Below are 12799 nucleotides of genomic sequence, written 5' to 3'. Positions count from 1 at the left end.
AGTAATCCCATCTTGCAGTTATTTTTTTCTAGATTAGCGCAAATTGTGTAGTTATGCGTAGCTGCCCTGTAGCTGAGTTGTATGTGGAATGGCGTCAATTGACCACTGGGCAATGGCTTGCTGCAGCATACGTGCCGGGGTATCTAAAACTACCGGGGGTTGGTGCAAAGCCGTGAGCGCCTGTTGTAACAGCAGAGGAGCCTGATTCAAATCCAGTGGCTGAGCCAGGTTCTGCTTGGAGAGTTTTTGCCCCTGATCATTCATGGCCAGCGGCAAATGCAGATAGCGCAGTTCCGGATAGCCCAGCACCTGCCCAAGCCAGATTTGCCGTTCGGTATTGTCCAAGAGGTCTGCGCCGCGGACCACATCGGTAATGCCTTGCAGATAGTCATCGACCACCACGGCCAGTTGATAGTTAATAATCCCGTCACGGCGTTTTAAGACAAAATCACCCAGATCCTGCTGCAGGTTGGAGCAATGCCGGCCCTGCAAGCGGTCTTCAAAGCAGATGTCTGTATCGGTCACTTTCAGGCGGATGGCCTGCTGTGCAAAGGGGAGTTGCAGATTGCGGCAGGTGCCAGCATAAATATGATTGGAACCGAGCATTTTACGCGTGCACTGACAGGCATAGACCCAGCCTTGCTCGGCGAGTTGCTCAAGAACGTCTTCGTAAATGGCCAAACGGTCTTTTTGAAACAGAATCTCGCCATCCGGCTCGAACTGAAAGGCATCTAAAGAACGTAGGATATGCGCTTCACTGCCGGGATAAATACGGGGAATGTCAGTGTCTTCAATACGGACCAGCCAGCGCCCATGCTGGGCCTTGGCGTCACAATAACTGGCCACCGCGGTAATGAGGGAACCAAAATGCAAAGGGCCGGTTGGCGATGGCGCAAACCGGCCCACGTAATTCTCTTCAGCTTTCCCTCCCTTTATTAAAGGGAGGGGCAGGGAGGGATTACGAATAGACATGCTTAACCGTTATTTTGCTTCTCTTTGATTTCTGCCAAAGTTTTGCAGTCAATACATAAAGTCGCAGTTGGACGCGCTTCTAAACGGCGTAAACCAATTTCGATTCCGCAGGTTTCACAGAAACCGTAGTCATCGTTTTTAATGGCTTCAATGGATTGTTCAATTTTACGGATCAGTTTGCGTTCACGGTCACGGGTACGTAACTCGATAGCAAACTCTTCTTCCTGAGTGGCGCGGTCGTTTACGTCAGGCAATGCAGTATTTTCATCTTGCATTGTGTTTAGCGTACGATCAACTTCAGACATCAGCTCGGCTTTCCAGGCCAAGAGAATCTGACGGAAGTGCTCAAGCTGGCCCTCAGACATATATTCTTCATTTTTTTTCGGCTGATAAGGCTCAATACCAAATAAGCTAGCAGTAGAACCACCTTCTGACGCCTTTGGCTTTGTCTTACGCACGCGCTTTGTAGATTTTTCCTCTACAACATCTGTTTGTTCGTCCAAGACTTGATTTTGGTTGTCATTCGCCATGTAGGGCATTCCTCATCATATACGTATTATCTATACGCAAAAAATATGGTGATATGCAAGTGTTTTTATCCACTCCCAAGGAGAAGATTATCCCTTCGGGGGTCGTCATCATATAGACTTTTTATGTATATTGATAGTCTTTGATGTTTGGATTTCGTCGTATCACGTTTTCCTTCGCAGCCATAACTTAAAGCAAAAAGATTAAAATGAAAAGTTAATAACCTGAAATTTCATTATTTATTTGACCGACTAAATTTTCAACACGATGCACCTGTGTGTCGAACTCGCCGTTATCCTTTAAATGTAAGACCCGATAGCCCGGTGCTTCCTGTCCCAGGGCAAAATCATCACTATGCGGTTTAAATTGTACTGAAGTCGAAGGCGTTGAATAAAAAGGAATATTGTTCCAGATGTTCAGTGAATCCTGATGCACGTGGCCAAATAAAACCGCTTTAATATTCTGGTGCTTGACCATCACTTCAGTCAGATCGGCGGTATTTTTCAGTTTATGCTGATCGACCCAATGCGACTGCATGGCAAAAGGATGATGATGACAGGCCAGAATCACATGCTGGCCGGCATGTTCGGTTAACAGCTGGTCCAGTTGCGCGAGCTGGGAGGGTTCAATCCGGCCATCAATCTGATTCTTGACCGCACTGTTCAGCAGCATGATGGTCCAGCGACCCAAATGAATGGCATGTACCCGGTTTTGCTGCTGGTGAAACGGAAAATACTCCACCTCATCATGATTGCCCGGAATCTGATAAAACGGAATATTCAGGCGGTGCATAAATGCCAGATAGCGCGCATAGGTCGCCGGCACTGGCACCTGTGCCAGATCCCCGGTATGAAAAATGGCATCCAGCTCAGGATAACGTTGCTGAATATCACGCATGATGCCATGAAAGCTGTGTTCCGGATTCATCTGCACAAATTTAAGCTCTTCCTGATCCATTAAATGTGTGTCTGAAATCTGGACGATGGTCCAGCTTTGTGTATTTTTGCTTATAAAAGTCATGCCTGACCCCTTAGACATTCCTTATGGTTTAATTTGTTGTTGTAACCATTGCAGGGCGATGATCAGCGGCGCATTCCTGAGCCGACCATTGGCCAATAAGATGGGTAAGTGCTCATATTCAAAAATATGCAATTGAATATTTTCGCCTTCCTCACTAAGACCAAACACACCGCCTTGTTCAGGCAAATTTACTTTCGCACTATATAAATGAAAGATTTCCGCACAAGCTCCTGCAGAAGGATAGAAGGTAAACAGATGCTGCAGTTCTTCAACTTCGCAGCCTGATTCTTCTAGGGTTTCACGGCGAATGCAGCTTTCCGGTGACTCATCACCATCGAGTACGCCCGCAATGACTTCGAGTTGCCAGGGAGAATCCTGATCATCCATTGCCCCAATACGAAATTGTTCTATTAATGCAAATTTATGTTTTTTTTCATCATATAACAATACACCGGCTGCCTCCGGGCGTTGAATCAACTCCCGATGAATGACCGGTGTATAGTGGTTTTGATTAAACAGGCGATGGCTCAGACTGACTTTTTCAACCTGAATAAAGCCACGAAACAAGAATTCACGCTGTTGAATGCGCAGTTCATTTCGACCATAGGTCGCCTGTTTAAGTATTTCCATAAAACATCATACGGATGAAGAACATCAGTTTTCATCCTAACTGAGATTAAATGGAACACAAACTCTTTTTCGATAGTTTAGACGTCGTGGTACAATTTTTGACCAGTCTGCTGATAGGTCTCCTTCATGGCTTTGAGACCTTCCGCAACCTCTGTATCACTTTGCATGGCTTCTTTAGCAAGATTCTGATTTTGCGCATAATCTCTCACATTTTGGGTGATTTTCATGGAGCAGAATTTCGGTCCACACATCGAACAGAAGTGCGCTGATTTGTGTGCTTCTTTCGGCAAGGTTTCATCATGCATACTGCGCGCCGTATCCGGGTCCAGACTCAGGTTAAACTGATCTTCCCAGCGGAATTCAAAGCGGGCTTTGGACAGGGCATTGTCACGCGCCTGCGCACCCGGATGACCTTTGGCCAGATCGGCGGCATGTGCAGCAATCTTGTAGGTGATAATACCGTCTTTAACATCTTTCTTGTTCGGCAGACCTAAATGCTCTTTTGGCGTCACATAGCACAGCATGGCCGTGCCATACCAGCCAATCATGGCGGCCCCAATGGCCGAGGTAATATGGTCATAGCCCGGTGCAATATCGGTGGTTAGCGGACCAAGGGTATAGAACGGCGCCTCTTTGCAGACTTCCAGTTGCAGATCCATATTTTCCTTGATCATATGCATTGGCACATGACCCGGGCCTTCAATCATCACCTGTACATCATGTTCCCATGCGCGATGCGTTAACTCGCCCAGGGTACGAAGTTCGCTGAATTGTGCTTCATCATTGGCATCCTGAATACAGCCCGGACGCAGGCCATCGCCCAGACTGAATGACACGTCATAGGCTTTCATGATTTCACAGATTTCATCGAAGTGGGTGTACAGGAAGTTTTCTTCATGATGCGCCAGACACCACTGCGCCATGATTGAACCGCCACGTGACACAATACCGGTGAGACGGTTGGCGGTCAGCGGTACATAACGCAGCAGTACCCCGGCATGAATGGTGAAGTAATCCACACCTTGTTCGGCCTGTTCAATCAGGGTGTCTTTAAAGATTTCCCAGGTCAGGTCTTCTGCCACGCCGTTGACTTTTTCCAGGGCCTGATAAATGGGCACGGTACCAATTGGCACGGGTGAGTTACGGATAATCCATTCGCGGGTTTCATGAATATTTTTCCCGGTCGATAAATCCATGATGGTGTCGGCGCCCCAGCGGGTGGCCCAGGTCATTTTTGCCACTTCTTCGGCAATGTCGGAACCCAGTGCCGAGTTACCAATATTGGCATTAATTTTCACCAGGAAATTACGGCCAATAATCATTGGCTCAATTTCAGGGTGGTTAATGTTGGCGGGAATAATGGCGCGGCCGGCAGCGACTTCCTGACGTACAAATTCCGGGGTAATTTCACGCAGGTTTTGTGCGCCAAAGTTTTGTCCCGGATGCTGGCGCATATCGACGCCTTGCTGCTGGCGCAGGTTTTCACGGATGGCGATGTATTCCATTTCCGGGGTAATAATGCCCTGTTTGGCATAGTGCATTTGGGTCACGTTATGCCCGCGTTTGGCCCGGCGCGGTTTCTGGATATGGGCAAAACGGATGTCGGCAGTGCGGATGTCACGCAGGCGTTCCTGACCGAATTTAGAACTGAGCTGATCCAGAATTTCAGTATCGTTACGCTCTTCAATCCAGCGTTCACGCACATTCGGTAAACCCTGGTTCAGATCAATATTGACTTCCGGGTCGGTGTAAACGCCAGAGGTGTCATAGACCATTACCGGCGGATTGTGTTCACCGCCTAAACTGGTTGGGGTTTCAGTCAGTTCAATCTGGCGCATCGGGACACGGATATCCTCACGTGAGCCCTGAATATAGACTTTGCTCGAAGCGGGTAAAATACGGGTGAGGTCTTTGGCATCTTGCTCGTGTTGAGCAGAAATGGCCTCAGAAGAAAGATTCGTTAATTGGTTCATACCATGATCCTTATGAAGAGCATCAACGAATCAAGCACGACCAAAACGAAACGGATTTATCCTGAACAATAAATCGAAACTTAAGGTTTAGTTGCGCTTGATTCCTACGCAGGTGTTAACCTGATCAGGTTCAACGGTACTTGTGCTTAATCATCTATACGGTTAGACAATTACACAATCTCAGCGAGGATTTACTCGCGCTCCGTCAAGCTGCTTAAATCTTAACAGGTTGGCTTAAAAAGGCCAGTGATAAAACTGCCAAATTGGTGGATGGCTTAGTTATTCTGATAGGGCATACAGACCGCATCGCTAAAACAGTCACGGGTCGGGCTTAAGCCGTTTAGCGGTAAATCCAGATAATGGGACAGCTGCTTTAGCGCCAGGGTATTGGCACGTTCATTGTTTTGTTCCTGTGCAGTCAGGCTGACTGGAATACGGTTACGCCGTTCCTGTGGCGACATCTGTACAAAGCTGCGGAATTTACGCGCCTGATCTGCCAGTCGCGACTGCTCCAGCTTGGCCAGCTTTTCAATTTCATACCAGACACTGGGCTGAATCGCATATTCTGCTTCATAGCTGTCTGAAACCGGGGTATTTAAGGTGCCTTTGAACAGGAACATACGATAGACCTGATCCAGATAACGCGCATCGCGGATATAGCTGCTGTCAGGATAGTTTTTGACATAATCTTCCCAGAACAGGGCACGACGCACCACTTCCTGGGCATCAATGGTCAGGCCGCCATCACGAATCGGACGCTGCATATTCTGTTCGGCCAGATTTTCAATAAAAATCCGTTCGGCATCGGGCAGATAAGGCGCAAAAATACGAGCCAGGTACTGCGGATTACGCCGATAGACCAGTTGCCCTTCACCGGCATCATACAGGTCGACATAGGCCTGACCTTTGTGTTTCAGCAGATACTGGTCGCGTAAGGCAAACTGTTCGAAATGGCTTTGCTGAATGGTGGGATGCTGGGCCAGATCAAAGGCATACTGATCAAAAGCGGTCTGCTGCTGGGCGGTACGTTCGACTTTCAGAAAATTCTGGTACATCTGGGCAGACAGTTCCAGCAGATGCTGCTGGTCGGGGAAATCCATTAGTGGCAAACAGACTTTTAAATCCTGGTTAATCTGTTCCAGGGCAAAGGTGGTGCGCTGCTGGTTAATCTCGCGCATTTCCTGTTCAATACCGCGGCAGATCGACTTTAAATCGACCGCCTGTTCAGCCACAGCCTGCTTCGGCTTCTGTTCAATGACCACAGGAGGTTCTGGCCTTTGACACGCGGTCAAAACCATTGCAGAACATAAACTGAGCAGTAAAGTACGCCAGCGGGGAGAAATAAGCTTCACGATAACCCAATTAAAAAAAGCAGCAAAAAACAACAAGTGCGGAATGTATGGCGCTATTGTAACCAGCTTCGGGCCGGTGAATTGTAGCGTTGTGCTGAAGTTTGGTTACGTGGCTGTGAGTGCGCTCCTGACTCAACTCAACTGGACAGCTTGCTGCTTGAGTTAAAGCGGTAAAATATAAAAAAATAATCAAAAACATACGAAAAAAATGCGATAAATCGCTACTATGGAGCAAATTGAGTCAATGCTTGACTGAGACATGGCCATTTTGGCGAGATGAGTTAAACGAATAAAATGAAGAAAAAAATATGTGTATTGGGCCTGCTGTTGTTTAGCCCTTGGGCGCAAGCCTTGGATCTGGTCGAGGCCTATGAGCGTGCCAAAGCCACCGACCCGAACTGGCAGGCCAATCTGTTGCAATATGAAGCCGATCAACTGAATTTAGGCATTGCCAAAGGCAATTTGCTGCCGACCGTGACTGTGTCTGGCAATATCACCCGGCGCAGTCAGGACGCCAATGCTGCGACAATTCCAGGTTTTCCAGTCAGCTCTGAAAGCCTGTCGCCTTCAGCAACCACCACCCGTCAGGTGAGTGTCACTGCACGCCAGCCTTTATTCCGCTGGGATGCCTGGGAAGGCCTAAAACAGGTCAAAACCTCACTCAGTCTCAGTGAAGTCACCTTAAGACTGCAAAAGCAGGAGCATATCTTAAATGTGGCCGAAGCCTATTTTAATGTGCTACGTCAGCAGTCTTTAACCACCGCCTATTTACAGGAAGAGCAGGCGCTGCTGGAACAGCTGAACATGATGAATGCCAAGCTGCGTGAAGGACTGGTTGCGCGCAGTGATGTCAGCGAAGCCGAGGCGCAATATCAAAATGCCAAGGCCAACCGGATTGCTACCCATGTGCAGCTGGTGCTGGCACAGGAACAACTGGCGCAGCTGATCGGGCCATATCGTGAAAATCTGGCGGTATTGCGAGATGACTTTCAGTTCCAAAAGCCTTATCCGGCCAGTTTAGAGGCATGGACCGAGCTGGCACAAAGTCAGAACCTGTCCATTTTACAGGCCCGCTTGCAGCAGCGTTATGCCGAAGACCAGAAACGGGTCGAGCAGGCCGCGCGTTATCCGCAAATTGAAGCGGTCGGTACTTATGGCTATAACAAGCAGACGCCACAAAGCCTGATTTCTCAGGATGGTCAGTTTGATCAGGTCGGCATTGAAATGAACTGGAATGTGTTTACCGGCGGCCGTACCCAGCGCAATATCCAGAAAGCAGCAGTGAATGTCGATAAAGCCGAAGCCGAGCTGGATGCGGCCATCCGTAAAGCCAATACCGATGTAAAAAGTGCCTATTTGCAGGTGGAAACCGATCAGTCCAAATTACAGGCACGACAGGCGGCCATGCAATCGGCGCAACTGGTATCGCGCGCCTCCCGTGCCCAATATCATGAAGGCCTAAAAACCATGGTCGATGTCCTGCTGGCCCAGCGTAATGCTTTTTCGGCCAAGCAGGACTATTTGAATGCCAAATATGATTATCTGATTAATGTGCTGCGCCTCCGGGCATCGGTGGGGCAACTCAGTGAAAAAGATCTGGCTGAGATGAACTTGTGGTTAATAGAAAAACCTTAAATTTCAATAAAATAAAATGATGCAATCGGGCACTTGTTTAAATTGTCATAAAAGCTTAATGTTTAATGTGATTTAATAATCAATGATCAAATAAGTCCGTTATTATTGCATTGGAGTACATCTCTTGAGTCCAAATAATCCTGTGTTAAATCACCATATTTCTTCTCAATTTAATGAAGATCTACAGGATGTCAATACAAAATTCATGACCATGGGTGGCTTGGTAGAGCAGCAGGTGGCCAATGCGATTCATGCATTGCTGGACACAGATGCCGCGATGGCAATAGAGGTGCAATTTCAGGACAATGCGGTGAACCGTCTGGAAACTGAAATTGATGAAGCATTAACCCTGATTTTGGCGCGCCGTCATCCTGCAGCAATTGACCTGCGCATGGTGATTGCCATGAGCAAGGCCAATACCGACCTGGAACGTATTGGCGATGAAGCGGCCAAAATTGCCCGGATTGCACAAAGCTTGTGTGAAGAAGGTGGCTCGCCGCGCGGTTATATGGAAACCCGTCATATTGGCAACCAGGTGCGAGTCATGATTCATGATGCGCTGGATGCTTTTGCCCGTTTAGATGTCGATCAGGCTTTACGCGTACTGCTGGCCGATGCCGATATCGACCGTGAATACCAGTCGGCCACCCGGACTTTAATGACCTATATGATTGAAGATCCACGTCATATTTCCCGCGTCATCAATGTAATGTGGGTACTGCGTTCCCTAGAGCGGATTGGTGACCATGCGCGTAATATTTCCGAGCAAGTGATTTATATGGTCAAAGGTCTGGATGTGCGTCATACCAGCATGGAAGAAATTGAACAGAAAGTTCAAGAACGCTAAGTTTGAATACCAGAAACAGCCTGAAATAATTTCAGGCTTTTTTTTATGGATTACGCATAAAATGGATAAAAAAAATCCCAGATTTTGGGGGAAATCTGAGATCGAAATCGGGGATATTTATATCTATTATAAGAGATGCTTCCATCTCCTTGATTGTTATTATAGGAAGATGATGCGCGGAAATCTTTAAGCTTATTGTAGTCTAATGTTGAGTTTTATGAACAAATGTATCGGCCAGTTACAATACCAATCGGTTAAATAGGGTAATTTTAATCTAAATTATAAACCCCTGATTTTGGTGAAGTAAAACTTTATAGTTGTCCAGATACACCTATCAATTCAACAAAAACAGATCACCTCAACGCTCACTATAAACAGGGAGCTTGCGGCTGGAAAACAACAAAGTTCATCTACTTTTTCTGTGCCAAGCCTGAAATGGGTGAATGAAGAGGAATTCATTTTTTATCGATGAAATTTTTTTGGATTAAAGGCTAAAAGCATCTTCCGAGATAAAACCCTATGTGCAGTGGTTGATCTTGGGTTTGGATAGAGTAAAAGAAAAGCTCCATTTCTGGAGCCTTTCAAATTTAAGTCTACGCGCTTCGCTTGTCTTACGTAATTTTTACAACCGTGCATAAAAAAATCCCCAAAAAATGGAGATTCTTTTTGCATGAAAGTCTACGCGGACTTCGTCCTTGTCTTGCGTAAAACTTAAAGCAGCGCTTTCTTTTTTACTCGAAGCACAGCTTCTCGTCTTGCGGCGTGGCGGAGCAGTATCGAGTATAAAAAAGGAGCCTCTTCAGACTCCTTTGAGACATTTGAAACTACGCGCTTCGCTTGTCTTGCGTAATTTTTACAACCGTGCATAAAAAAGAATCCCCAAAAATGGAGATTCTTTTTGCATGAAAGCCTACGCGGACTTCGTCCTTGTCTTGCGTAAAACTTAAAGCAGCGCTTTAAGTTTTACTCAGGCTTTAGCCCTTCGGCTTTTTCTAAAGTTTCGTCATTATTGAAGAATTTTTCGCGTTGTTCTTCCAGAAACTTTTTCGCATCTGCTTCAAACACATTTAAACGCTTTTCATTGATCAGCGTGGTCTGATGTTTCAGCCATTCGTTCCAGGCCTGTTTAGACACGGTATCAAATAATTCCTGACCTTTGGCACCCGGGAACGGGGCAAAGTCCAAGCCTTCCATTTCTTGTTGATACTTACGGCAAAATACTTGTCGAGACATATCCATACTCCGAATTTAAGATTAAGCGTAAAGTTGCTCTAAACGGGCGTGGGCGCGTTCAATCGCAGCAGCGACTTGTGCCGGAGCAGTCCCCCCAATATGGTTACGTGCATTCACTGAAGCTTCCAGAGTCAGGGCTTTTTCAAATACATCGGCCTGAATCAGGTCAGAGAACTGCTGCAGCTGTTCCAGGGTCAGTTCAGACAGGTCTTTGCCTTCCTGTACGCCCAGTGCGACCGCTTTACCAACAATTTCATGGGCATCACGGAAAGCAACGCCATTTTTCACCAGGTAATCCGCAAGGTCGGTTGCAGTAGAGAAACCACGCAGCGCCGCTTCACGCATTTCTGCAATGTTAGGCACCAATGCCGGAATCATGTCAGCAAACGCCATCAGTGAACCACGTACAGTATCAATTGCATCAAACAGAGGCTCTTTGTCTTCCTGGTTGTCTTTGTTATAGGCCAGTGGTTGACCTTTCATCAGGGTCAACAGGCTCATTAAGTCGCCATAGACACGGCCGGTTTTACCGCGAACCAGTTCAGGGACATCCGGGTTTTTCTTTTGCGGCATGATTGATGAGCCGGTACAGAAACGGTCAGGAATATTCACAAATTTAAACTGGGCTGAGGTCCACAGAATCAGTTCTTCCGACATACGCGACAGGTGCATCATAATCAGCGATGCAGCGGCGTTAAATTCAATCCCGAAATCACGGTCAGATACTGCATCTAAAGAGTTTTCAGCAACGGCATCAAAGCCCAGTAATTCTGCGGTATAGGCGCGGTCGATTGGATAGGTTGTACCTGCCAGTGCAGCTGAACCGAGTGGCATACGGTTCACACGTTTACGGCAGTCAATTAAGCGCTCAGAGTCACGTACCAGCATTTCAAACCAGGCCATAAGGTGGTGACCAAAAGTCACAGGTTGAGCAGTTTGTAAATGGGTGAAGCCCGGCATAATCGTGTCAGTGTTTTTTGCCGCCAGGCTTAGAATACCAGTTTGTAGTTTTTTCAATAATTCTAAAATGGCATCAATTTCATCACGCACATACAGACGGATATCAGTCGCCACCTGGTCGTTACGGCTACGGCCGGTGTGCAGTTTTTTACCGGTAATGCCAATACGCTGGGTCAGGCGTGATTCGATGTTCATGTGCACATCTTCAAGGTCAATACGCCATTCAAACTGACCCGCTTCAATTTCGGCTTTAATGGTGTTTAAGCCGTTGATGATGTCGTCACGTTCTTGTGCAGTCAGCACGCCAACTTTGGCCAACATGGTTGCATGGGCGATTGAACCGGCAATATCTTGTTTATAAAAGCGTTGGTCAAATTGGACAGATGCTGTAAATTCAGCAACAAATGCGTCAGTAGCTTCAGAGAAACGACCGCCCCACATACCCGAAGTCTGGGTTTGTGACGGATTTGAGGAATTAGAAGATGTGGTCATGTCGGCTCAATAGAATAAAAAGCAGTAATTTGAAAACGAGTATAACAAATTCGGAATCACTTGCCGAAGGGCAGGTGAGATCATCTTTTGCAGATACGGCTGATGAAAAAAATTACAGTTATTTTTTTACGAAAATAGGGCGTTGGCAACATCTAATTGAATTATTTATTGCCAGCAATGTATTGGCCATGGTGCTGGCACTGGCTGAAGCGCAAGGCTGGCAGGCATTAACCGGTTCACGACTGCTGCAATATGTGCTGTACATTAACTGGGTGTTACTGGCCTTTACTGCCTTTATTGAATATTTTCAAAGACGTTTGGGTCGGATGAGTCTGGGCTTTTCGCTCGGTTTTGGTTTTTTATTGCTACAGCTAATTGTACTGGTGACCACTTTAAGCCTGAATCTGCTGACGCATTTTGGCCAGAATTTTCATCTGCGTGACTTGACTGCAGCCGAGCTGGGGGGCGGGCTGGATTTGCATTTAAGTTATGGCATCTTGCTGGGAGCATTCTGTTTTCGCTATTTATATTTGCGCGAACAGAATTATCTGCGCGAGCAAAGTGCTCTAAAGGCCAAGGTGCATGCCTTGCAAGCGCGTATCCATCCGCATTTTTTATTCAACAGTTTAAATAATGTCATTAGCCTGATTGCGATTGATCCTGAAAAAGCCGAGCAGATGCTGCTCAATCTGTCACGTCTGTTTCGTGCCAGTTTACAGGAAGTCAAGCTGGTCAAGCTGCAGGAAGAAGTTGAATTATGCCAGCGTTATCTGGAGATTGAGCAGATTCGTCTGGGTGAACGCTTGCAGGTGGAATGGAAAATTGAACAGCCGCAACTGCTCAGTCAGGTACAAATTCCCTTATTAACTTTACAACCTTTACTGGAAAATAGTATTTTTCATGGTGTTGAAAAAATATCCAGACCGAGTACCATTAGCGTATTGGTAGAAATTTTGGAAAATCAAGTCAATATCGTCATTACAAACCCTTACGTAAACGCTAAAATGAATTTACGACAAGGACATGGTATTGCAATTCAAAATGTGCAACAGCGTCTACGCGCCTTTTATGGAAGAAAGGTGGTCTTTCAAACGTATGCAGGGGAGGGCATGTATACCACCGTGGTACAGTATCCATATAAATAAAAAAAAATTCAC

11 protein-coding genes and 1 riboswitch are annotated in these 12799 nt (G+C 46.6%); of the genes, 3 read left to right on the top strand and 8 right to left on the bottom strand.

The features are described 5' to 3' along the window. Positions 1–51 precede the first annotated feature (51 nt). The 6 genes from gluQRS to FTT89_RS07340 all read right to left on the bottom strand — a co-directional run bounded on the left by gluQRS (position 52) and on the right by FTT89_RS07340 (position 6421). Entirely contained in the window at positions 52–972 is a 921-nt protein-coding gene (gene gluQRS / locus FTT89_RS07365) for a tRNA glutamyl-Q(34) synthetase GluQRS (RefSeq protein ID WP_168370315.1), read from the bottom strand. A gap of 2 nt (positions 973–974) precedes the next feature. Further along, positions 975–1502, bottom strand: a complete 528-nt coding sequence (gene dksA / locus FTT89_RS07360) for an RNA polymerase-binding protein DksA (protein ID WP_016659695.1) — start codon at positions 1500–1502, stop codon at positions 975–977. Positions 1503–1716: 214 nt separating this feature from the next. Continuing rightward, positions 1717–2520 carry a metallophosphoesterase gene (locus FTT89_RS07355; RefSeq protein ID WP_168370316.1) on the bottom strand — a complete coding sequence of 268 codons (804 nt, stop codon included), beginning with the start codon at positions 2518–2520 and terminating at the stop codon, positions 1717–1719. 21 nt (positions 2521–2541) lie between these two features. After that, positions 2542–3150: an NUDIX domain-containing protein gene (locus FTT89_RS07350; protein WP_005181612.1), complete on the bottom strand. Its 609-nt coding sequence runs from the start codon at positions 3148–3150 to the stop codon at positions 2542–2544. Positions 3151–3227: 77 nt separating this feature from the next. After that, entirely contained in the window at positions 3228–5123 is a 1896-nt protein-coding gene (gene thiC / locus FTT89_RS07345) for a phosphomethylpyrimidine synthase ThiC (RefSeq protein WP_005181616.1), read from the bottom strand. 84 nt (positions 5124–5207) lie between these two features. After that, a riboswitch (TPP riboswitch) is annotated at positions 5208–5338 on the bottom strand. Positions 5339–5398: 60 nt separating this feature from the next. Continuing rightward, entirely contained in the window at positions 5399–6421 is a 1023-nt protein-coding gene (locus FTT89_RS07340; protein ID WP_042119428.1) for a hypothetical protein, read from the bottom strand. A 348-nt stretch (positions 6422–6769) separates the two neighbouring features. Between FTT89_RS07340 and FTT89_RS07335 the strand changes: the two genes are divergently transcribed. Then, positions 6770–8110, top strand: coding sequence for a TolC family outer membrane protein (locus FTT89_RS07335; protein WP_075174910.1), 1341 nt, complete (start codon positions 6770–6772; stop codon positions 8108–8110). 124 nt (positions 8111–8234) lie between these two features. After that, positions 8235–8957, top strand: coding sequence for a phosphate signaling complex protein PhoU (phoU, locus tag FTT89_RS07330; RefSeq protein WP_005181619.1), 723 nt, complete (start codon positions 8235–8237; stop codon positions 8955–8957). A gap of 963 nt (positions 8958–9920) precedes the next feature. On the opposite strand, the gene FTT89_RS07325 is transcribed toward phoU, so the two are convergent. Together FTT89_RS07325 and argH are read right to left on the bottom strand one after the other, a co-directional pair. Further along, a complete protein-coding gene (locus tag FTT89_RS07325) occupies positions 9921–10190 on the bottom strand; it encodes an oxidative damage protection protein (RefSeq protein WP_005181625.1) in 270 nt (89 codons plus the stop codon). A gap of 21 nt (positions 10191–10211) precedes the next feature. Further along, positions 10212–11642, bottom strand: a complete 1431-nt coding sequence (gene argH, locus FTT89_RS07320) for an argininosuccinate lyase (protein ID WP_171065096.1) — start codon at positions 11640–11642, stop codon at positions 10212–10214. Here argH and FTT89_RS07315 point away from each other — a divergent pair. Then, a complete protein-coding gene (locus FTT89_RS07315; protein ID WP_104989206.1) occupies positions 11633–12787 on the top strand; it encodes a sensor histidine kinase in 1155 nt (384 codons plus the stop codon). The genes argH and FTT89_RS07315 overlap by 10 nt on opposite strands. Positions 12788–12799 lie beyond the last annotated feature (12 nt).

The sequence above is a fragment of the Acinetobacter sp. YH01025 genome, assembly GCF_013420185.1.
Taxonomy (GTDB): Bacteria; Pseudomonadota; Gammaproteobacteria; order Pseudomonadales; family Moraxellaceae; genus Acinetobacter; species Acinetobacter indicus.
Note: the sequence above shows the minus strand (reverse complement) of the source record. Positions and strands in the feature narration are given on the sequence as shown.

Bases quoted from the DNA above. Each gene is read 5' to 3' on its own strand.
- gluQRS (WP_168370315.1), bottom strand. From the start codon at position 972: ATGTCTATTCGTAATCCCTCCCTGCCCCTCCCTTTAATAAAGGGAGGG.
- dksA (WP_016659695.1), bottom strand. From the start codon at position 1,502: ATGGCGAATGACAACCAAAATCAAGTCTTGGACGAACAAACAGATGTT.
- FTT89_RS07355 (WP_168370316.1), bottom strand. From the start codon at position 2,520: ATGACTTTTATAAGCAAAAATACACAAAGCTGGACCATCGTCCAGATT.
- FTT89_RS07350 (WP_005181612.1), bottom strand. From the start codon at position 3,150: ATGGAAATACTTAAACAGGCGACCTATGGTCGAAATGAACTGCGCATT.
- thiC (WP_005181616.1), bottom strand. From the start codon at position 5,123: ATGAACCAATTAACGAATCTTTCTTCTGAGGCCATTTCTGCTCAACAC.
- FTT89_RS07340 (WP_042119428.1), bottom strand. From the start codon at position 6,421: ATGGTTTTGACCGCGTGTCAAAGGCCAGAACCTCCTGTGGTCATTGAA.
- FTT89_RS07335 (WP_075174910.1), top strand. From the start codon at position 6,770: ATGAAGAAAAAAATATGTGTATTGGGCCTGCTGTTGTTTAGCCCTTGG.
- FTT89_RS07325 (WP_005181625.1), bottom strand. From the start codon at position 10,190: ATGTCTCGACAAGTATTTTGCCGTAAGTATCAACAAGAAATGGAAGGC.
- FTT89_RS07315 (WP_104989206.1), top strand. From the start codon at position 11,633: ATGTGGTCATGTCGGCTCAATAGAATAAAAAGCAGTAATTTGAAAACG.
- argH (WP_171065096.1), bottom strand. From the start codon at position 11,642: ATGACCACATCTTCTAATTCCTCAAATCCGTCACAAACCCAGACTTCG.